Origin of the sequence: Pseudomonas sp. MH10 (assembly GCF_034353045.1) — a bacterium.
In the GTDB taxonomy this organism is placed as follows: domain Bacteria; phylum Pseudomonadota; class Gammaproteobacteria; order Pseudomonadales; family Pseudomonadaceae; genus Aquipseudomonas.
The window spans coordinates 12,978-33,614 of record NZ_CP133783.1 but is presented as its reverse complement, the minus strand read 5'-3'; the positions used below and the strand labels follow the sequence as shown (position 1 = coordinate 33,614).

Here is a 20,637-nt window from a genome sequence, read left to right as displayed (position 1 = left end):
GTTGCAAAATCGTAGCAAATGTCGTCGGAAATCGAGAAAAACCAGGATTATCTGCCCGTTAAACCTGATTCAGGCTTCACGATTTCCAGCATTGCTCGGTGGTTGCCGTTTCAAAGGGATGCCCTTCAGGGACTAACTGTCCTTTTTCCTCTAGGGGTGAAACACCTTGGCCAAGATTCTCGTGGTTACATCCGGCAAGGGTGGTGTGGGTAAGACCACCACCAGCGCCGCTATCGGTACCGGTCTCGCATTGCGCGGCCACAGAACAGTGATTGTCGACTTCGACGTCGGCTTGCGTAACCTCGATTTGATCATGGGCTGTGAACGCCGCGTGGTGTACGACTTCGTCAACGTGGTAAACGGCGAAGCGACACTGACCCAGGCCCTGATCAAAGACAAACGCCTGGAAAATCTTTACGTGTTGGCCGCTAGCCAGACGCGCGATAAAGACGCGCTGACCCAAGAAGGTGTTGAGAAAATCCTGATGGAATTGAAAGACACGTTTGAATACGTGGTCTGCGATTCCCCGGCGGGCATCGAAAAAGGCGCACACCTGGCGATGTATTTCGCCGATGAAGCCATTGTCGTGACCAACCCGGAAGTGTCGTCGGTACGTGACTCGGACCGCATGCTTGGCCTGTTGGCTAGCAAGTCCCGTCGTGCCGAGAAAGGCGAAGACCCGATCAAAGAGCACTTGCTGCTGACCCGTTACAACCCTGAGCGCGTCACCAAAGGTGAAATGCTCGGCGTTGAAGACGTTGAAGAAATCCTCGCCATTCGTTTGCTGGGCGTGATTCCTGAGTCGCAAGCGGTGCTGAAGGCCTCCAACCAGGGCATTCCGGTCATTCTCGATGACCAGAGCGACGCCGGTCAGGCGTACAGCGATGCCGTGGACCGTTTACTCGGCAAAGAAGTGGCTCATCGGTTTATCGATGCGCAGAAAAAAGGATGGTTCCAGCGGGTCTTTGGAGGTCGTGAATGAATATTTTTGACTTCTTTCGTGACCGTAAAAAAGAAAGCACTGCTTCGGTAGCGAAAGAGCGTCTACAGATCATCGTGGCGCATGAACGCGGCCAACGTAGCACACCGGACTATCTGCCCGCGCTGCAAAAAGAGTTGGTGGAAGTGATTCGCAAGTACGTCAACATCGAGTCCGACCAAGTGCACGTCGCCCTGGAAAGCCAGGGCAGCTGTTCGATTCTGGAACTCAATATCACCCTGCCCGATCGTTGATCAAGCAGTTGCCCACGGCGGTAGCGCGCACCCTTTGATTCAGTTGGTGCGCGCTACCGCCGTTGGCGTTTCTAGCGCTTCGAGGTTTGTTGCACATGCCGTTGTCGAACATCCGCATCATTCATCAGGACGCCGGCGTTCTGGTGGTCGATAAGCCGACCCTGCTGCTTTCCGTCCCCGGCCGTGCCGATGACAACAAGGATTGCCTGATTACTCGCTTGCAGGAAAACGGTTACCCCGAAGCCCGCATCGTCCATCGTCTGGATTGGGAAACCTCGGGCATCATTCTGTTGGCACGGGACCCGGATACCCATCGCGAACTGTCGCGGCAGTTTCATGACCGTGAAACGGAAAAGGCTTACACCGCGCTGTGCTGGGGCCAACCGGAATTGGACAGCGGCAGCATCGATTTGCCGTTGCGTTACGACCCACCGACCAAACCCCGGCATGTGGTTGATCATGAATTCGGCAAACACGCGCTGACGTTCTGGAAAGTGCTTGAACGCTGCGGCGATTACTGCCGCGTGGAATTGACACCGATTACCGGCCGTTCACATCAGTTGCGGGTACACATGCTGTCCATCGGTCATCCCCTGTTGGGCGATGGTTTGTACGCGCACCCCCAAGCATTGGCGGCCTTCCCGCGCCTGTGCCTGCACGCCAGCATGCTGAGCTTCACCCATCCGCAAACCAGCGAGCGGTTGCGTTTTGAGTGCCCTGCGCCGTTTTAAGTTGAAACTGTTTCGCGACCTTCGCAGGCCTGCTCCCACAGGGTTAACCGCGACCGGTGGGAGCAGGCTTGCCTGCGAAGGCATCAGTACAGACACCATAAAACCCCACCGTGTGACCACACGACGCAGGCCAATACGGTAAACTCGCGCCATCGCTGTCTGGAGTCACTTATGCGCGAAACGTTGAATCAAGGCCTGATCGATTTCCTCAAGGCCTCCCCCACCCCTTTTCATGCCACCGCCAGTCTTGTCCAACGACTGGAAGCGGCCGGTTATCAGCGTCTTGACGAACGTGAAACCTGGACCACCGAAGCCGGTGGCCGGTATTACGTTACTCGTAACGATTCGGCGATTGTCGCGTTTAAGCTGGGACGTCTTTCGCCCGTGGCCGGCGGCATCCGCTTGGTCGGTGCGCATACCGACAGCCCCTGCCTGCGGGTCAAGCCACAGCCTGAGTTGCAACGCCAGGGTTTCTGGCAGTTGGGCGTCGAAGTCTATGGCGGCGCATTGCTCGCCCCGTGGTTCGACCGCGACTTGTCACTGGCGGGTCGGGTGACCTTCCGCCGTGACGGCAAGGTCGAAAGCCAACTGATCGATTTCCAGTTACCCATTGCGATCATTCCAAGCCTGGCGATCCACCTGAATCGCACCGCCAACGAAGGCTGGGCGATCAATGCCCAAAACGAGTTGCCGCCGATTCTGGCCCAGGTCGCCGGTGATGAACGCGTAGACTTCCGTGCCTTGCTCACAGAACAACTGGGCCGCGAACACGGTCTCAACGCCGACGTGGTGCTGGATTACGAACTGAGCTTTTACGACACCCAAAGCGCCGCGGTTATTGGCCTGCACGGTGATTTTATTGCCGGTGCGCGGCTCGACAACCTGCTGTCGTGCTTTGCCGGTTTACAGGCATTGTTGACCGCCGAAACCGACGAGACCTGCTTGCTGGTGTGCACGGACCACGAGGAAGTCGGCTCGTCGTCTACCTGTGGCGCAGACGGCCCGATGCTGGAGCAGATTCTTCAGCGCCTGCTGCCTGACGGCGAAGATTACGTACGCACTGTTCAAAAATCCCTGCTGGTTTCGGCGGACAATGCCCATGGCATCCACCCCAACTACGCCGAGAAGCACGACAGCAATCACGGCCCGAAACTCAATGCCGGCCCGGTGATCAAGGTCAACAACAACCAGCGCTACGCCACCAGCAGCGAGACGGCCGGTTTTTTCCGCCATTTATGCATGGCCCAAGAAGTCCCGGTGCAGAGCTTTGTGATGCGCAGCGACATGGCCTGTGGCTCGACCATCGGCCCGATCACCGCCAGTCATTTGGGTGTTCGCACCGTCGATATCGGCTTGCCGACCTTCGCCATGCACTCGATCCGTGAACTGGCAGGCAGCCATGACCTGGCGCATCTGGTAAAAGTGCTTACCGCGTTTTATGCGAGCCATGATTTGCCGTAACGCAACCCCCTGTGTTTGTTACGCAACAGTCATTTCGCTTTTGAGGTTCTCTGCCCAGTGCCTGTTTTCTTGCGTCTATTGCTGCTCTGTCTTGTGGGGCTACTGCCCTTTACCACCGCTCAGGCGGTGAGCCTGCCGGGCATTCTTGCGGGTTCGTCAAAGGCCCAACCGCAGGCGCAGGAGCCGTTAGGGCAGTCTCTCGACGACGTGATCAAGACCCTGGAAAACGATCAACAGCGCACTAAACTGCTCGATGACCTGAAAAAGCTTCGCGACACCGCCAGAAAAGCCCAACCCCCCGCCGAGGAAGGCGTGCTCGGTTTGATCGGCAGCACCTTCAGCGGTTTCGAAAAACAATTTTCAGGCGAGGAGAGCCCGGCGAGTCGCTGGTCCGAAGAGTTCTCCCTGGCCCGAGAAGAATTGGTAGCGCTTACCCCGCCGGCCGATCAGTGGTTGCCAGTGATTCTCGGCTTCGCCGTGGTGTTGATGATTTGGGGCCTGCTGGCGGCGGGGTTGATCTGGTTTGGCCACCGAGTGCGTGTTCGTTACGGCTTGTCCGAAGACCTGCCGCAACACCCGCGACTCTGGGACATGCTGCGCTTCGCCCTGCGAAAACTGGGGCCGTGGCTGGTGGCATTGATCATCACGGTGTACTTGAGCTATTCCCTGCCCTCCTCGCTGGGCAAGGACCTGGCAATGGTCTTGGCCTACGCGCTGGTGGTCGGCACGCTGTTTTCAGCGGTGTGCGTGATTGCCTTTTCCTTGCTGGACGGCCCTCACCGCCATCGCGCGCTGTATATCTTGCGCCATCAGGCGTTTCGGCCGCTGTGGACCATCGGCAGTTTTGCCGCCTTCGGCGAAGCATTGAGTGACCCTCGTCTGGTTGCCAGCCTCGGCGAGCACCTGGCGCATACCGCCGCCACCTTTGCCAATGTAATGGCGGCGATCTCCACCGGGCTTTTCATCCTGCGATTCCGTCGGCCGATTGCCCATTTGATCCGTAATCAGCCGCTGTCTCGCCGCCTGACCCGCCGCGCATTGAGCGACACCATCGAGATTCTCGGCACCTATTGGTACGTGCCGGCACTGATGCTGGTGGGCGTGTCGTTGTTTGCGACGTTTTTCTCGGCCGGAGATACCAGCACCGCATTGCGCCAGTCGCTCATCTGCACAGTGTTGCTGGTGCTGTGCATGGTCATCCACGGTTTGGTACGGCGTCATGCGTTGCGACCGCATCACGGGCACAAACGCCATGCGCTGTACTCGGAACGGCTGAAAAACTTTATCTACACCCTGGCACACCTTGCGGTTTGGCTGCTGTTTACCGAGTTGGGCCTGCGCGTATGGGGGATGTCGCTGATTCGCTTCGCCGAAGGCGACGGTCACGAAATCGTGGTCAAGCTGTTCAGCCTCGGCGCGACGCTGCTGTTTGCCTGGCTGGTGTGGATTCTCAGCGACACCGCCGTGCATCACGCGCTGACCCGTTCGCGCAAAGGTCTGGCTAACGCCCGCGCACAAACCATGATGCCGCTGATCCGCAACGTGCTGTTCGTGGCGATCTTCATCATCGCGTTGATTGTCGCGCTGGCGAACATGGGCATGAACGTGACCCCGCTGCTGGCCGGCGCGGGTGTCATCGGCCTGGCCATCGGCTTCGGTGCGCAATCGTTGGTGGCGGACTTAATCACCGGCCTGTTCATCATCATCGAAGACTCATTGGCCATCGATGATTACGTAGACGTCGGTGGACACATGGGCACCGTCGAGGGGCTGACCATTCGCACCGTGCGCTTGCGCGACATCGACGGTATCGTCCACACCATCCCGTTCAGCGAAATCAAAAGCATCAAAAACTACTCGCGGGAATTCGGTTACGCGATCTTCCGCATCGCCATCCCGTTCAACATGAACATTGATGACGCGATCAAGGTAGTCCGCGAAGTCGGCCACAAAATGCGCACCGACCCGCTGGAGCGCCGCAACATCTGGTCGCCGCTGGAGATTCAAGGCATCGAGAGCTTTGAGTCCGGCAGCGCGATATTACGGGCCCGCTTCAAGACCGCCCCGATCAAACAATGGGAAGTGTCCCGGGCGTTCAACCTGTCGTTGAAGCGGCACCTGGATGAGGCGGGTCTGGACCTGGCAACACCGAGGTTGAGTGTGCAAGTGAATGCAGTGGCAGGTAGCGTGACCAAGGTCGGGGCAAATCTGTAGGAGGGTCCGCCACGTCTTCGACGCCGCGCTGTCGCGCAGCAAACTGTGTGGCACTTTGTGTGGTTTGAGGTTGCAGGGTGTCAGGACTGAAGCCTTCCCGAATAAATTCGGTCTCACAGATGTTGGCGATGCACAGATTTCTGTAGGAGCCGAAGTTGGCCCCTACAGAGGGTGTTTTTACCCCTCCACCACCGCGCTCACATGTATCGCATCATGCCGCCAATATTCGATATCACAGTCAATCAGCCTGCCCTGCTGATCATGGTTAACCCGTTCGATACGTAATCCTGGACTGCCCAGCGACACTTTCAACGCCGCCGCCGCGTCGATCTGTAACGCGGTCGGGACCATTTCAAAGCGAACCTTCCCGTACCGAATGCCATAGTGGCTCGCATATAACTCAGTCAGGGACTGATTCAGATCGAAGTCCAATATCTGTGGGAAATACTCTGGGTTGAGGTAGTGCTCCACATACAGCACCAGCCGTTGATCAATCCGTCGCGCGCGGCAGATCTGGATCACGCTGGAAAATGCGGGCAGTTGCAGCAACCCACACATCTGCGCCGACGCCGGTTGCAAGCGCGCAGAGATAACCAGGGTTTCAGCGACCCGCCCTTGAGCGCCGACCATGGCGTGAAAGTGGCTGCGGCGCATCAAATCGTACGCCAGGCGCGGCGGCGAAATAAACCAGCCACGCCGTTCCTCGCGGTACACCAGCCCCTGTGCTTCCAATTGCAGCAACGCTTCGCGCACGGTGATCCGTGTGGTGTTGAAGAGTTCGCTAAGCTTGCGTTCAGCGGGCAGCTTGCTACTGGGTGGCAACAAGCCATGTTCAATCTGTTCCTGCAAGGCCAGACCGATGGCTGTCACCGCTTTTGGTGCATCGTCACGCATCAACGTTACCTATCTGGACTAGTCCAGCGCAGTGATTGGACCACACCGAGGGCGAACACTGCCCTGCGACGCTCAACAAGCGTAGTCAATACTCATGACTGGAAGATGACACAGCTGCGGGCTGAGGTGGTTCAAACAGTCCTTTAAAAAAATTAACCTTATGAACATCAATAGCTTAACCATGGTCTACGCTTACCGAGCACGGCCTGACGTTAGCTGAGCAAAACCCTTGCAGGACTGATGCCGACATTAAAGTGTCATGCGCCAAGCCTAGATTGGCTCAGGTATTGCTGACCTAGACCAACCCAACCGCATCACCGTCGATAAAAATGCAGCGTTAAAACGCCCAAAGGAGCTTCGGATGAAACATATTTTCCTGGCATCACTGTTAGGTTCGACCATTGCCTTGTGCACCGCAGCCATGGCAGCTGACACCGACTTGCAAACCCTGGAGGCCGCCGCTAAAGCGGAAGGTGCGGTTAATAGCGTCGGCATGCCCGATGACTGGGCTAACTGGAAAGGCACGTGGGAGGACCTGGCCAAAACCTATGGCCTGAAACACATCGACACCGACATGAGCTCGGCCCAAGAAGTTGCCAAGTTCGCGGCGGAGAAAGACAACGCCAGTGCGGACATCGGCGATGTTGGTGCAGCCTTCGGACCAATCGCTGTGAAACAGGGCGTTACCCAGCCGTACAAACCAAGCACATGGGATCAAGTCCCGGCGTGGGCAAAAGACAAAGACGGCAACTGGGCGCTGGCTTATACCGGCACCATCGCGTTCATCATCAACAAGAAGTTGCTGCACGGTTCTGATGCCCCAAAAAGCTGGGCTGACCTGGAAAAGGGCAAATACAAAGTCTCCATTGGTGACGTAAGCACCGCAGCACAGGCCGCCAACGGCGTGCTCGCAGCAGCGATTGCCAAAGGTGGCGACGAAAAGAACATCGAGCCCGCGCTGCTGATGTTTAACAAGCTCGCTAAAGAAGGCCGCTTGTCACTGGCTAACACCACCATCGCCACCATGGAAAAAGGCGAAATTGAAGTCGGCGTGGTCTGGGACTTCAACGGTTTGAGCTATCGCGACAAGATGGTCAATAAAGATGACTACGAAGTGCTGATCCCGTCTGACGGCTCGGTAATTTCAGGCTATACCACCATTATCAACAAATACGCCAAACACCCGAACGCGGCCAAACTGGCGCGTGAATACATCTTCAGTGATGCGGGGCAAACCAACCTGGCCCGTGGCAACGCGCGTCCGATCCGTGCTGATCACCTGACGCTGCCAGCGGATGTGCAAGCCAAACTGCTGCCCAATGAGCAATACAAGAAAGTGACGCCGATCAAGGACGCAGATGCTTGGGAAAAAACCTCCAAGTCGCTGCCGAAGAAGTGGAACGAGCAAGTCATTATTGATATGAAGTGATGTCCCTGCTCCAGAAATAACGGGAGCAATCCATCACCTGTAAGAGCTGCCGAAGACTGCGATCAGCTTATAAAACTATCGCGGCCTTCAGCAGCTCCTACAGGGTATAGCGTCCAATTAAAGCTGGAGTGATCCCCATGAAACACAACGTCATCCTGGTGCTACTCGATGGGCTAAATCATAAGGTCGCCCGAAATACCTTGGGCCATCTTCAGGCCTATGCCAGTGCAGGACGCGCGGTGTTGTACAAACTGGAATGTGAGTTGCCCTCACTTTCCAGACCACTTTACGAATGCATTCTGACCGGCGTTAAGCCGATCGACAGCGGTATTGTCCACAACAACGTAACGCGGTTGTCGAACCAGCGCAGTATCTTTCACTACGCCACAGAGGCAGGCCTCACCACTGCCGCCGCGGCCTACCATTGGGTCAGCGAGCTGTATAACCGCTCGCCGTTTAACCCGGCCCGCGATCGTCATATCGATGAGCCCAGCCTGCCGATTCAGCACGGGCACTTTTACTACTCCGATCACTACCCTGACTCGCACCTGTTCGTCGATGCCGAAAGCCTGCGTTTGCGTCACCTGCCTAACTTCCTGCTGGTGCACACCATGAACATCGACGACGCCGGACATAAGCACGGCATCGACACCCCGCAATACCGCAACAGCGCGCGGACCGTTGACATGATTCTCGCCGAATACCTGAAAGACTGGATCGACGCCGGCTATCAAGTGGTCGTGACCGCTGACCACGGCATGAACAACGACCGCTCGCACAATGGCCTGCTCCCGGAAGAGCGCGAAGTGCCGCTGTTTCTCATTGGCGACGCTTTCAGCCTTGATGCAAACGCCGCCCCGAAGCAGACAGACCTGTGCGGCACCATCTGCGAATTACTCGGTATTGCTCACGATAAACCTGTATGCAGGGAGCTGTTGAAGTGAAATCAGTCCGAGGCAAATGGCTGGCCGTACTCTGTCTGGTGCCCTTCGCCGTATTTTTTATTGTGTTTCAGATCGCGCCGCTGGTGTGGGTGCTGATCAACAGCGTGCAATCGGAAGACGAAGGCTGGGGGTTGGCGAACTTCACCGAAATTTTCAGCTCGCGGTTTTACCTGCAAGCCATCGGTCACAGCCTGGAAATCAGCTTTTGGTCCAGTGTGTTCGGGATTCTTATCGCGGTCCTCGGCAGCTACTCCCTGCGCCGAGTCGATTCGCGGCTGCGCAATTTCGTCAATGCCTTCGCCAACATGACCAGCAACTTCGCCGGCGTGCCGTTGGCGTTTGCCTTCATCATCCTGCTGGGGTTCAACGGCACCATCACCATCATGCTCAAGCAGGCCGGGGTGATTCAGGACTTCAATCTGTACTCCGAAACCGGCCTGATTATTCTGTACACCTACTTCCAGATCCCACTGGGCGTGTTGCTGCTGTACCCGGCGTTTGATGCCCTGCGTGAAGACTGGCGCGAATCGGCTTCGCTGCTTGGGGCCAGTAGCTGGCAGTTTTGGCGGTACATCGGCTTACCGGTGCTGACCCCGGCACTGATCGGTACCTTTGTGATTTTGCTGGCCAACGCCCTTGGCGCCTACGCCACGGTGTACGCGCTGACCACCGGTAACTTCAACGTGCTGCCGATTCGCATCGCGGCCATGGTTTCCGGCGACATCACCCTAGATCCGAACATGGCCAGCGCCCTTGCCGTGGTGTTGGTGGGACTGATGACCCTGGTGACCATCGTCCACCAATGGCTATTGAAGAGGAGCTACCATGTCGCGCGCTGAATCCGGCTCCGCCGTCGTGTATCACCGAGTCGTGGTTTACCTGTTATTCATCATTCTGTTGCTGCCACTGGCCGGGACCTTGATCTACTCGCTGGCCAGCAGTTGGTCGGCGACCATTCTGCCCAGCGGTTTCACCTTCAAATGGTATGAGCAACTGTGGAGTGATCCGCGCTTCCTGCACGCGTTCTGGCAATCGTTGCTGGTGTGCGTCGGCTCGCTGATCCTCTCGGTCATCTTGATCCTGCCGCTGCTGTTCGTGGTGCATTACCACTTCCCCAAGCTCGACGCGCTGATGAACATCCTGATCCTGCTGCCGTTCGCCGTGCCGCCGGTGGTGTCCTCGGTGGGGCTGTTGCAGCTGTATGGCTCTGGGCCGTTTGCGATGGTCGGCACACCGTGGATTTTGATCGGCTGCTACTTCACCGTGGCGCTGCCGTTCATGTACCGGGCGATCACTAATAACTTGCAAGCGATCAACCTGCGCGACCTGATGGACGCCGCCCAGTTGCTCGGCGCCAGCACTTGGCAAGCCGCCATTCTGGTGGTGCTGCCAAACCTGCGCAAAGGGCTGATGGTCGCGCTGCTGCTGTCGTTCTCGTTCCTGTTCGGTGAATTCGTGTTCGCCAACATTCTGGTCGGTACCCGCTACGAAACCCTGCAGGTCTATCTCAACAACATGCGCAACAGCAGCGGCCACTTCACCAGCGCCTTGGTGATTTCGTACTTCCTGTTCGTATTGGTATTGACCTGGGTTGCCAATTTACTGAACAAGGACAAAAGCCAATGAGCTTCGTCAGCGTCGAACACCTGCAAAAGAACTACGCCAGCACCGCCGTGTTCAGTGACATCAATTGCGAGATCAAAAAAGGTGAATTCGTCACCCTCCTCGGTCCCTCCGGCTGTGGTAAATCCACCCTGCTGCGCTGCATCGCCGGCCTGACGTCGGTCACCAGCGGACAGATTCTATTAGACGGCCAAGACCTGGTGCCGGTGTCGCCGCAAAAGCGTGGCATCGGCATGGTGTTCCAGAGCTACGCGCTGTTCCCGAATATGAACGTCGAGCAGAACGTCGCGTTCGGTTTGCGCATGCAAAAAATCAATCCGGACGAAAGCCGCAAACGTGTCGCCGAGATTTTACGCCTAGTGGAACTGACTGACTTCGCCAGCCGTTACCCGCATCAAATGTCCGGTGGGCAGTGCCAGCGCGTGGCGTTGGCTCGTTCGCTGGTCACTCAGCCACGTTTGTTGCTGCTGGATGAGCCGCTGTCGGCGTTGGATGCACGCATTCGTAAACACCTGCGTGAACAGATTCGTGCGATTCAGCGCGAGCTAGGCTTGACGACGATCTTCGTGACCCACGATCAGGAAGAAGCCCTGACCATGTCCGACCGGATTTTCCTGATGAACCAGGGCCGGATCGTGCAAAGTGGCGACGCCGAAACCCTGTACACCGCCCCCGTTGATGTGTTCGCCGCAGGCTTTATCGGTAACTACAACCTGCTGGACGCAGCCACCGCCAGCCGCCTGCTGCAACGGCCGATCACCAGCCGCCTGGCCGTTCGCCCGGAAGCCATTGAACTGAGCCTCACGGGTGCGCTGGACGGCGAAGTGCGCAGCCACAGCTTGTTGGGCAACGTCATTCGTTATCGTGTCGAAGCACGAGGCGTGGAATTGGTGGTGGACGTGCTCAACCGCTCCGCCGCCGACCTGCACCCCGACGGTCGCCGCGTGAGCCTGTCCATCGACCCCTCGGCGCTGTGTGAGGTAGCCTGACAAACCGGTGGGAGCTGCCGAAGGCGGCGATTCAATACCTCGCACCAAGTCGCTGTGGGCGTTGGCTTGCCAACGAACGCGTTGGATCAGGCACCACGAGTCAAGCCAATTCGCAGGCAAGGCTGCTCCCACAGATTTGAGGAATAACGGGGTGGGGTTTGCCTTCAAACATAGAATTCCCCACAAGGCACCGCGTAAGCACTAGCACTACATTCAGAGGACAGCAGTAATGGCGTTAGCAATTTTTGACCTAGACGAGACCTTGATCGGCGGCGACTGCGCCAGCCTGTGGAGCGAACAGATGGTCCGCCTCGGCTGGGCCGACAAAGAATCGTTCCTGCGTAAAAACGATGAACTCATGGCCGCCTACAGCGCCGGCCAACTGGCCATGGAAGACTACATGGCCTTCAGCCTGGAACCCATGGCCGGTCGTACCCCGGAAGAAGTCGATCACCTGGTCGAACCTTGGGTCGAAGACTTCATCGAACCGATCATCTTCAGCGACGCCTGCACTGCTATCGCCAACCACCGCGCAGCCGGGGACAGAATTCTGGTGATATCCGCCTCGGGCACCCACTTGGTTAAAGCTATCGCCGCACGCATCGGCATAGACGAAGTGCTGGGCATCGAACTGGAGGTCAAGCATGGCGTGTACAGCGGCGCCACCACCGGCGTGCTGACCTACCGCGAAGGCAAAGTCACCCGCTTGATGGAATGGCTGGAATCTGAAGGCGAAACCCTAGACGGCGCGAGCTTTTATTCAGATTCGCGCAACGACTTGGCGTTGTTGCTGAAGGTTGAGTATCCGCATGTTGTGAATCCTGACTCAGCGTTGCGCGAACACGCGGAAAAGGCAGGATGGCCGATTCATCGTTGGTCATAGGGAACTGCCCCCCGCGGCGGTACTTGCGCGGAACATCCTGAAACGATCCATGAATTGAATTAACGACAAGAATGGTTTTACGTCGATTCGTCTAATGACATTAAAACCACTCGCCATTCATTCAGGGCCATTACATGACTAGCCGCGTTAACTATTCCTATACACCCGACGACGTAGATCGTGCTTTCAACGAAATAGCCGAACAGCTATTTGACAAAACACGAGACATCGACCAAAGCACAAACCCTACCCCAAAAGCACTGATCGTCGCTGGTGTCCAAGGCTCCGGTAAAACATACCTGCTAGAAAACACCCTGCTCAAAGACCCAAAATATTCGAACTATGTTCGCCTGTACCTGCCGGAATATCGAAAAAAACATCCTCAATACGCAGACATGGAGGGTATCGGGGTGTTGCATGCGTATCAGCACACCGAACAGTTCACTTGGGCGTTGGGCGCAAAAATTTTTCAGTATGCCTTTGCCAACAAATACAACTTCATCATGGAAACCGCGCTGGACAGCATAGATTTCGCAGCCTTTCCAATGACTGCGGCCAATGATGGCTACCAATTCGAGGTTCATTTGATTGGCTGCAAAAAGGAATTCGCGCACCTGTCCACCATCAGCAGAGCCCTGAAAAGCCTCAAGGATAAGGCACTGGAACGCTTCGTCGACCTTTCGGCCATCGAAGCCAGCATGGCCAACGCCCAATCGATATTGACAGCCTTCGAGAGCGCTTGCCTCTTGGTGCCCGGCTCGGAAATCATCATGTATGAGCGCGGCTTCGGTGTCTTGAAGGACCGAACTGTGGTGTGCCATAGCCGTTGTGATGCACCTGAACAACTGACTCCGCAGCCAATCAACACCCGCGATGGGCAAGTCATCAGCCCTGCGGAAAATACCGTTCGAATCGAACGCACCCCAATACTGAATGTGCCCTGCACTTATAACAATTACGCGACAATTGTGAACGCGCAGATTTTCACCCGGGATGAACGGGGGGAAACACTCAAAGAATGTCATCTGGCGCTGTCGCAGGTTGCGGAGTTTGCCAAACACATTCCTTATGCGGTTTATAGCGATCTTTATGCTTACATCGTCAAGTATGTATTTCGATAGGTGATCGATTGGGCTCACTGATCAACGTCGCCGCCAATAGTCACCTCGGCAGCTCCACATTTCTTTGGTAACCGGCACTTCGATTTTGGTTGTCACCTGCCAATCAGTGTTAAAGGTCATCTGGCCTTCCCCGCTGCACAAATGTTTTGTAGCAACAAGGGGACTGATTTATTTTCAAAGCCTCACCGAGAATAAATCAGTCCGATAAATAAATCAGACTCCTTTAATCTCTGCAAAGTGGCGACGCCGAAACCCTGTACACCGCCCCCGTTGATGTGTTTGCCGCAGGCTTTATCGGTAACTACAACCTGCTGGACGCAGCCACCGCCAGCCGCCTGCTGCAACGGCCGATCACCAGCCGCCTGGCCATTTCGCCCGGAAGCCATCGAACCGAGCCTGAGTGGCGAACTGGACGGCGAAGTCCGCAGCCACAGCTTGTTGGGCAACGTGATTCGTTATCGTGTCCAAGCACGAGGCGTGGAATTGGTGGTGGACGTGCTCAACCGCTCCGTCGCCGACCTGCACCCCGACGGTCGCCGCGTGAGCCTGTCCACCCACCCCTTCAAGTTTAAACATACAAGTTGGCTTGCCAACGAACGCGTTGGATCAGGCACCACGAGTCAAGCCAATTCTCAGGCAAGGCTGCTCCCACAGATTTGAGGAATAACGGGGTGGGGTTTGCCTTCAAACATAGAATTCCCCACAAGGCACCGCGTAAGCACTACATTCAGAGAACAGCAGTAATGGCGTTAGCAATTTTTGACTTGGACGAGACCTTGATCGGCGGCGACTGCGCCAGCTTGTGGAGCGAACAGATGGCCCGCCTCGGCTGGGTCGACAAAGAATCGTTCTTGCGTAAAAACGATGAACTCATGGCCGCCTACAGCGCCGGCCAACTGGCCATGGAAGACTACATGGCCTTCAGCCTGGAACCCATGGCCGGTCTTACCCCGGAAGAAGTCGATCACCTGGTCGAACCTTGGGTCGAAGACTTCATCGAACCGATCATCTCAGCGACGCCTGCACTGCTATCGCCAACCACCGCGCAGCCGGGGACAGAATTCTGGTGATATCCGCCTCGGGCACCCACTTGGTTAAAGCCATCGCCGCACGGATCGGCATCGACGAAGTGCTGGGCATCGAACTGGAGGTCAAGCATGGCGTGTACAGTGGCGCCACCACCGGCGTGCTGACCTACCGCGAAGGCAAAGTCACCCGCTTGATGGAATGGCTGGAATCTGAAGGCGAAACCCTAGACGGCGCGAGCTTTTATTCAGATTCGCGCAACGACTTGGCGTTGTTGCTGGAGGTTGAATATCCGCATGTGGTGAATCCGGATGCGGCGTTGCGCGAGCATGCACAGAAGGCGGGTTGGCCTATTCATAGCTGGAAGTGATGATGGGACTTCTTGTCGTGCACCAGTAAGAATAGTCCGGGCCATCTTACCTCTGAAAACGTTTTTTTTGATTACTTAAGTCCCAAAGCACGGAGAAAGAAGGCCTTAATTCAGGCCTTCTCTAAGAAGTGTTGCGCCTTGCAGAGCACCCCCATCTTAGTTACGTCTGCATAGGTACATGACCTACAAGTTCGACATAATTAACGATGCAACTTTTTGCTAAGGATAAGGCTGGAGACGCCATGCAAGCCAAAGATTACTTGTTCCACTTCTGCAAGAAAATACCGCATCAAGAGGCGTAAACGCCACGCGCGCGCTACCCGAGCAACCTGTAGGATCGCATGTCCAGTACACGGCACCAGTAGGTTGAGGCCAGTTAGCGCTGGGGCCGTACACCCGATTCATTGCAGCAAAACCAGAAACAATTGTGATCGCGCCTGGCATACTATTTCTCCAATCTATAGCCTGCTGAGCAGTGATCCCTTGCGCACCCGGACTTTGGACCAATTGATAAACATTAGTCTTAACTACAGAATAAGTTGCTGTCGCGCGCAACGCATCCTGAACGGTGATGGTGGCGGTACCGTTGCTTACGCCTATGACTTCTCCATTCTGCGAAACGGTAACGATGCTAGGATTATTTGATGTATAGGTATAAGGCGGAACGCCCCCCCTTGCTTGCCGGGTTTGCGTATTCCCCAAAAACTCCAACCCTGTCTTCGGCCAAGATGTCTTAACAACTATTCCATCCAGGTTCATTACAGATGGGTCTATGGAGAGGGGAACCGCGACGGTAAAAATGTACGCCGCCGATACAGGACTAGTTCCGTACAACGCCTTTGCGGTGATACTATGAGTGGCCACGATCAACGCGGTTACAGCCTGCGTCCAATCTCCACTTGCGTTGACAGCGGTAGTACCAACCGACGTGAAGCCATCAAATATTTGCACTTGCTGCATAGGCGATGCCTTGCCCGCAAGAGTGACAGCTGTATTATAAGTAGCTCCACCGTTGGCAACCAGACCTTTGGTGTCCGTGACACTGATAACAGTAGGCAATACCGAGTTATCTAATTTTTTTATTGTGTAAGCAACACCGGGGAAAACCGTTGCAGACGATTCCAGGTTGTTTCCATCAAATGCAACCTTGCACACCATCGTCATCTCATCCCCATCCGCAAACTTATCCAAATCAGCCCGCGATATATCCCGCTCAATGCCACTGCTCACTTCTTCACCTGTGATCGGATAACCTGTCAGCAGTTGCACATTGGATACCCCGTTCAGTCCACTCACCGTCAACCAAACCCGCTGCCCAATCACCGCCAGTGGCCATTTCGGCACCACCAAATTTGCAGGCCCTTCAAACGTATTTAAATCCAGCACGCCCGCCGCCGCCTGGGTAATGTTTGGAGTGGGTAACCGGGTTTGAGAGAGCGGCTGCACTTCCAGATTCAAAAAATCGGAAAGCTCGGTACCATCGGGCCGAACCACGGCGTAGATGACTGGAACAGTTTTGCCCACCGAAGCTGCCACGTCAGCCACGGGGACGGTGAACGTCACTTTCTTAAAAAGGCTACCATTTTGCGGGATGAAGGTATCGTCGCCATTAAAAGACAACCCGATGATGTCGGATGTCACCATGGAGTCGTAAGCAACTTCGACCTGGACCCCCGATGGCTCGGCCACCCATGGGTCAAGGACATCGGCGATGGCTTGTGTCACCTTAGGTTTTGGAAATGGCGTATTTTGCCGTTGGGCGGATACGCCTGATTTAGCCGAAGCAAAGGCATCGGTTAGTTGTTTTTTTTGTGTTGCGGTTAATGGGGTCATGGTGGTCTTCCTTGATGTTTAAATATCGAAATACTCGACATGCAGGTTTCTATTAAATCAGCAGCTACGCCAAAATAAATAGCTTTATCAAACCCCGCATGCCATTCAATTTAGAACTGCATGGCAACGTTATCCCAGAGTGTCCAGTCCTGGTTTTGGCTGGTGATCTCTATATAGCGAATGCGGTTGCCCGGGCTGGTATAGCTGACGTTCTGGTTGGTAAGCTTCTCGAGTATTTGTGAATACAGTACTACTTTGTTGGCATCCAGATACCGAACTTGCGTGCTGTTAGCCTCTACCCCGTGCACATCAAAACTCACTGCTTTACATTCATCATCCAATTCCAGTTCAACGGTCTGATTGCCTTGGTTGGCGTAAGAAAGCTGTAATACCGGATTTTTAAAGTACGGTGCCGCTTCAGGAGGAAGCACGTAATAAGGTGCAAATCCCGCTTGTCCGGTACCGGACAGGAATCGGATTATCATGTATTGAGTCTTGATCGACCCGCCTACAGTAATCAGGTCCGCGTTATGGGTGCTGAAGTCTTCAAGGATGTCGGGCGGCCTAATGACCATGTTCAACCGCAGGTCCGGAAATACAACCGCGCTCGCTTCAAGGTTTTCCCCGTCAAAGGTCACTTTGCAAACTACCGTCAACTCTTCCCCATCCGCATACTTCTCCAACTCCGCTCTTGGAATATCCCGCGCGACGCCGTTAATTGCCTCCCCACTGGTAATAGGGTAAGCCGTCAGTATGGGCAAAGTCGGCACCCCGTTCGGACCACTGACAGTCAACCATACCCGTTGACCAATAACGGCCAACGGCCACTTCGCAACTACTACATGGGCATCGCCCCCAAACGTGCTCAAATCCAGCACGCCCGCCTCGGCCTCAGTCACCACGGGGGTAGATTTGCTCAGTTCACCCTCCGGTATTTTCGACACGGTCAGGCTCAAGGCATCAGACGACAGCACCGTTGCGCGTACTACGCCATAACTCACATCAAACAATTGCCCCAGCGATGCAGCGACCTCGGAGGGTGGAATCAGGAAATCCAGCCTCTTGCTAAGACTGCCCTGTTGCCAATCCACTGTATCGTTTTTGCCATTCCAGATCGGCGCAATGGTGTCGGTGGGCAGCATGTCGTCATAGGCCACCGTCATTGTCGCTCCCGCCAGGGCCTTCATGGGGTCGAGCACGCCACCCGGGGCATCTTTCACTGTTGGTGCTGGGTAGGTCGCAGGGATTGCCGCCTTGACTTGATAAGTTGTCGATGCCGATCCCTGCGAAATACCAGTCGCCTTGAACACCACCTGATAGGTCAACTCCAGCGTACCGCCGCCCAGCGGGTCGAGGTTTTGCCGAAGGACAACAAACGTGGTCGCAAGCAGTTCCTCACCGACCTTGATGACGTATTCATCGGTGTAGTTGACCGGACCACCGGCGGTAGGCGTGCCTTTCCAACTGAGCAGGATTTTGTCTCCGGCATTCTGTCCGGTGTAGGCCGCAATGCTCACAGTAACGCTGTCGCCCGTGACGAGTGCCAGATCAATGATGGCGGTACCTCCAGCCTCCAGCACCACCGGCCCGGCAAGTTCAACCGGCAGCCCGGTGAGGGTGATGCTGGTGGTTTTCGATTGCTTGGGTTCGGTTACGCCTTGTTGAACCAGGCTGTAGCGCGCCACCGCCGAGCCGCCAGCGATTTGTCTCAGGTGAACGTTGGGGATGATGAACGTCGCATGGTCGAAGACCGGGTCGTCTATGGGTAGTGGCGGTAGGTTAAGGCTGATATCAGCCATTGGTGTCTTGCCCACCCACGTAAGAGTGACCACATAGGCATTACCATTGCCGATATAACTTGGGATGACCACATGCGCATCGTTATCGCCCAGCGCTTCCAGATCGAGAATTAATGTCGCGCGGTCCGCTTCCTCAACACGAGGAGCAGGCAGCGCGTCAGGGTCGATTTCTACCGTGACGTAGGTCGAAGGCGAGACCAGGGAGTAGTTGTCGACGATGTCGCGAATTTCATAATTGACCAGCAGCTTGTCGCTGCTCATACCCTGTTCGAGCACCTCGGGCGGAATGATTACATCCACTGGTCCCAACGTTTGCAACTTCGGATACGGCACCCGGATGTTGTTCCACATCACGGTTAGTTCATCGCCGACCTCTTGATTGATCCACTTCGGGACCGACACGGTTACCGTCGCCTCTGGACTGCTGACCGGGTCCGGGCTCACGGTGCAGAGCTCCATGTTTTCGTTGAACGCCGTATCCGTTTCGGGGTCAAGTCCGCCTGGCACCCGCCGATTGACGGCAATGATCCGGCTAGGCGATTTTTGCAGGTCCTCGGCTTCATGGTCATATAGCGTGTAATACACATCACCCTCGGGGTCGAGAATACGGCTGGGCGAGACGTTAAAACTTAGCCAGCCCTTGTCGATGGTGGGCTGATTCAAATCGTACTGTTGCGCTATATCGCCATCCCAAAACAGGGTAATGGTGTCTCCTACTCGCGTGACATCGGGGAGTTTGGAGATCAGCCCGATAAACGAAGTAGGGTCGTACAATTGGTGATACCCCAAGCCAAGACGTGGGTTGTCAGGAGAATCGTTGATGTCGGTAAAAACCAGATCGTTGAGGGCCATGATTGTTCTTCCTTGAAGTATGAAACCGAACCGAAGTGTGCGCCGTGTCTAAAAGTGGCAGCTGTAGTGCCACTGATTGACCCTCGTCTTTTTGGCTAAGTGCCTATCAGTGATAGGGGCGCCTTATTCATTTATTAAGGTAGAGTGCAAGTACCACCGCCCTGATTCATGGCAAAACGAACAAACCTCTGCGCCGCGTCAATAGGACCGCTGTTGTTGGTGAGCGTATAGCCGAGGGTTGCTCCATTTCGGCAAATTGGATACGTTAGTGTGTAAGGCAATGGAACTTCATAAAAACCCGCGGTTAACATTGCCTGAGTAATAGGAATATCAGTGCCAGTGAGTCTCGACGCTTCGATAGGCGCAGAGCTACCTGGGACGCTGGCATCACCACTGCTCACGCCCACAAAATCATAGCTAATCTTAGGCTCCCTTGTTAATTCAATATTAGTGACACCTCGAAGTGGAATTTGGAAAGTAGTGCCATCTATGCCGGAAGCCCGGGTGATTATGTTGCTAGCATTGGCGTCAGGAAAATAACCCTGTTCCAAGGGGAGGCCATCACCCGGGAGATCGCCGCTTGAAGTGACGGTTACTGTCTGAACCATTGATTTAACCGTCACCGAATTGGTACCATCCAGCACTCTTGTGATGGTGAAATATACGGGCACTGGGCCCGTAGAACCTTCGATAGTTCCCGCAAACGGAACGGGTATCGTTATATTGGCTCCTGTATTACTTGAAATAACGGTAACGGGGTTCCCAGCAGCAGCGGGAGGTGTGCCCCAGTACAGTTGAATCTCATCATCAAGTAGCCAAATGGCGCTCAAGTCCACTCCAACACGAAAGATAGTTGCTGTTGCATCTTTCCCATAATCGGCTGGATTGATTGTGTTGACCGGGCTTGTACCGCACACGACATCGGGTGCCTTGATGTTTTCATGCTCTGGCGTTTCCGGATCAGGGTCGGGATCAGGACCACCAGGCGTTGTAAGGTTCACGTTAACCAGCGTCTCCGGCGAATCAATACGCGGAGTACCGGCCCGTTGTAACCAATAACTAACGGCAAGGCCAGTCACCCTCGGAAATTGCGCGACCGTCACATAGGGTACTGCGATGCTTGCCAGCGGGTCGGCGTCTTTATCGCTGATGGGATACGGAGCAATCGTAATACCAGACCAAACAACATAAATATTGTCGCCTTCCGCCGCGCCATCAAAATGAGGAATTTCCAC

General features: G+C 55.4%; 16 protein-coding genes and 2 pseudogenes. 14 read left to right on the top strand and 4 right to left on the bottom strand.

The window, feature by feature from the left end; all coding sequences use genetic code 11:
• Nucleotides 1–166: 166 nt before the first annotated feature.
• The 5 genes from minD to RHM59_RS00125 all read left to right on the top strand — a co-directional run bounded on the left by minD (nt 167) and on the right by RHM59_RS00125 (nt 5,639).
• On the top strand, nt 167–982 hold the full coding sequence (gene minD, locus RHM59_RS00145; RefSeq protein ID WP_322168239.1) for a septum site-determining protein MinD: 816 nt from the start codon (nt 167–169) through the stop codon (nt 980–982).
• Entirely contained in the window at nt 979–1,233 is a 255-nt protein-coding gene (gene minE / locus RHM59_RS00140) for a cell division topological specificity factor MinE (RefSeq protein ID WP_322168238.1), read from the top strand. The genes minD and minE overlap by 4 nt, the downstream gene beginning before the upstream one ends.
• Before the next feature lie 95 nt (nt 1,234–1,328).
• On the top strand, nt 1,329–1,964 hold the full coding sequence (locus tag RHM59_RS00135) for an RluA family pseudouridine synthase (protein ID WP_322168237.1): 636 nt from the start codon (nt 1,329–1,331) through the stop codon (nt 1,962–1,964).
• Between the two features lie 171 nt (nt 1,965–2,135).
• The gene (locus RHM59_RS00130; protein ID WP_322168236.1) at nt 2,136–3,425 is read left to right on the top strand and encodes a M18 family aminopeptidase; all 1,290 of its coding nucleotides are present in this window, start codon (nt 2,136–2,138) and stop codon (nt 3,423–3,425) included.
• A gap of 57 nt (nt 3,426–3,482) precedes the next feature.
• Nucleotides 3,483–5,639: a mechanosensitive ion channel domain-containing protein gene (locus tag RHM59_RS00125; RefSeq protein WP_322285694.1), complete on the top strand. Its 2,157-nt coding sequence runs from the start codon at nt 3,483–3,485 to the stop codon at nt 5,637–5,639.
• A gap of 177 nt (nt 5,640–5,816) precedes the next feature.
• On the opposite strand, the gene RHM59_RS00120 is transcribed toward RHM59_RS00125, so the two are convergent.
• The gene (locus RHM59_RS00120) at nt 5,817–6,533 is read right to left on the bottom strand and encodes a UTRA domain-containing protein (RefSeq protein ID WP_322168234.1); all 717 of its coding nucleotides are present in this window, start codon (nt 6,531–6,533) and stop codon (nt 5,817–5,819) included.
• A gap of 361 nt (nt 6,534–6,894) precedes the next feature.
• Here RHM59_RS00120 and RHM59_RS00115 point away from each other — a divergent pair, with 361 nt between their 5' ends.
• The 9 genes and pseudogenes from RHM59_RS00115 (at nt 6,895) to RHM59_RS00075 (ending at nt 14,918) form a co-directional block, all read left to right on the top strand.
• Nucleotides 6,895–7,962: an ABC transporter substrate-binding protein gene (locus RHM59_RS00115; protein WP_322168233.1), complete on the top strand. Its 1,068-nt coding sequence runs from the start codon at nt 6,895–6,897 to the stop codon at nt 7,960–7,962.
• 137 nt (nt 7,963–8,099) lie between these two features.
• Nucleotides 8,100–8,906 (top strand): alkaline phosphatase family protein, encoded by an 807-nt coding sequence (locus RHM59_RS00110; protein WP_322168232.1) that lies wholly within the window; start codon nt 8,100–8,102, stop codon nt 8,904–8,906.
• Entirely contained in the window at nt 8,903–9,745 is an 843-nt protein-coding gene (locus RHM59_RS00105) for an ABC transporter permease subunit (protein ID WP_322168231.1), read from the top strand. The genes RHM59_RS00110 and RHM59_RS00105 overlap by 4 nt, the downstream gene beginning before the upstream one ends.
• Nucleotides 9,732–10,532, top strand: coding sequence for an ABC transporter permease (locus RHM59_RS00100; RefSeq protein WP_322168230.1), 801 nt, complete (start codon nt 9,732–9,734; stop codon nt 10,530–10,532). Before RHM59_RS00105 ends, RHM59_RS00100 begins: the two co-directional genes overlap by 14 nt.
• Complete coding sequence (locus RHM59_RS00095; RefSeq protein WP_322168229.1) at nt 10,529–11,518, top strand: ABC transporter ATP-binding protein; 990 nt, start codon at nt 10,529–10,531, stop codon at nt 11,516–11,518. Before RHM59_RS00100 ends, RHM59_RS00095 begins: the two co-directional genes overlap by 4 nt.
• Nucleotides 11,519–11,747: 229 nt before the next feature.
• Nucleotides 11,748–12,401 carry an HAD family hydrolase gene (locus RHM59_RS00090; RefSeq protein WP_322168228.1) on the top strand — a complete coding sequence of 218 codons (654 nt, stop codon included), beginning with the start codon at nt 11,748–11,750 and terminating at the stop codon, nt 12,399–12,401.
• A gap of 134 nt (nt 12,402–12,535) precedes the next feature.
• Nucleotides 12,536–13,522: a zeta toxin family protein gene (locus RHM59_RS00085; RefSeq protein ID WP_322184111.1), complete on the top strand. Its 987-nt coding sequence runs from the start codon at nt 12,536–12,538 to the stop codon at nt 13,520–13,522.
• A 230-nt stretch (nt 13,523–13,752) separates the two neighbouring features.
• Nucleotides 13,753–14,083: pseudogene (locus RHM59_RS00080) on the top strand (TOBE domain-containing protein); the annotation flags it as partial.
• A 182-nt stretch (nt 14,084–14,265) separates the two neighbouring features.
• Nucleotides 14,266–14,918: pseudogene (locus RHM59_RS00075) on the top strand (HAD family hydrolase).
• A 219-nt stretch (nt 14,919–15,137) separates the two neighbouring features.
• Here the strand turns inward: RHM59_RS00075 and RHM59_RS00070 are convergent.
• The 3 genes from RHM59_RS00070 to RHM59_RS00060 all read right to left on the bottom strand — a co-directional run bounded on the left by RHM59_RS00070 (nt 15,138) and on the right by RHM59_RS00060 (nt 20,637).
• Entirely contained in the window at nt 15,138–16,751 is a 1,614-nt protein-coding gene (locus RHM59_RS00070; RefSeq protein WP_322285693.1) for an Ig-like domain-containing protein, read from the bottom strand.
• A 110-nt stretch (nt 16,752–16,861) separates the two neighbouring features.
• Nucleotides 16,862–19,402, bottom strand: coding sequence for a hypothetical protein (locus tag RHM59_RS00065; RefSeq protein ID WP_322285692.1), 2,541 nt, complete (start codon nt 19,400–19,402; stop codon nt 16,862–16,864).
• A gap of 134 nt (nt 19,403–19,536) precedes the next feature.
• Complete coding sequence (locus tag RHM59_RS00060; RefSeq protein WP_322285691.1) at nt 19,537–20,637, bottom strand: hypothetical protein; 1,101 nt, start codon at nt 20,635–20,637, stop codon at nt 19,537–19,539.

Excerpts from the sequence above, each read along its gene's own strand:
- minE (WP_322168238.1), top strand. The coding sequence starts at position 979 with ATGAATATTTTTGACTTCTTTCGTGACCGTAAAAAAGAAAGCACTGCT.
- RHM59_RS00135 (WP_322168237.1), top strand. The coding sequence starts at position 1,329 with ATGCCGTTGTCGAACATCCGCATCATTCATCAGGACGCCGGCGTTCTG.
- RHM59_RS00130 (WP_322168236.1), top strand. The coding sequence starts at position 2,136 with ATGCGCGAAACGTTGAATCAAGGCCTGATCGATTTCCTCAAGGCCTCC.
- RHM59_RS00120 (WP_322168234.1), bottom strand. The coding sequence starts at position 6,533 with ATGCGTGACGATGCACCAAAAGCGGTGACAGCCATCGGTCTGGCCTTG.
- RHM59_RS00115 (WP_322168233.1), top strand. The coding sequence starts at position 6,895 with ATGAAACATATTTTCCTGGCATCACTGTTAGGTTCGACCATTGCCTTG.
- RHM59_RS00110 (WP_322168232.1), top strand. The coding sequence starts at position 8,100 with ATGAAACACAACGTCATCCTGGTGCTACTCGATGGGCTAAATCATAAG.
- RHM59_RS00100 (WP_322168230.1), top strand. The coding sequence starts at position 9,732 with ATGTCGCGCGCTGAATCCGGCTCCGCCGTCGTGTATCACCGAGTCGTG.
- RHM59_RS00095 (WP_322168229.1), top strand. The coding sequence starts at position 10,529 with ATGAGCTTCGTCAGCGTCGAACACCTGCAAAAGAACTACGCCAGCACC.
- RHM59_RS00090 (WP_322168228.1), top strand. The coding sequence starts at position 11,748 with ATGGCGTTAGCAATTTTTGACCTAGACGAGACCTTGATCGGCGGCGAC.
- RHM59_RS00085 (WP_322184111.1), top strand. The coding sequence starts at position 12,536 with ATGACTAGCCGCGTTAACTATTCCTATACACCCGACGACGTAGATCGT.
- RHM59_RS00070 (WP_322285693.1), bottom strand. The coding sequence starts at position 16,751 with ATGACCCCATTAACCGCAACACAAAAAAAACAACTAACCGATGCCTTT.
- RHM59_RS00065 (WP_322285692.1), bottom strand. The coding sequence starts at position 19,402 with ATGGCCCTCAACGATCTGGTTTTTACCGACATCAACGATTCTCCTGAC.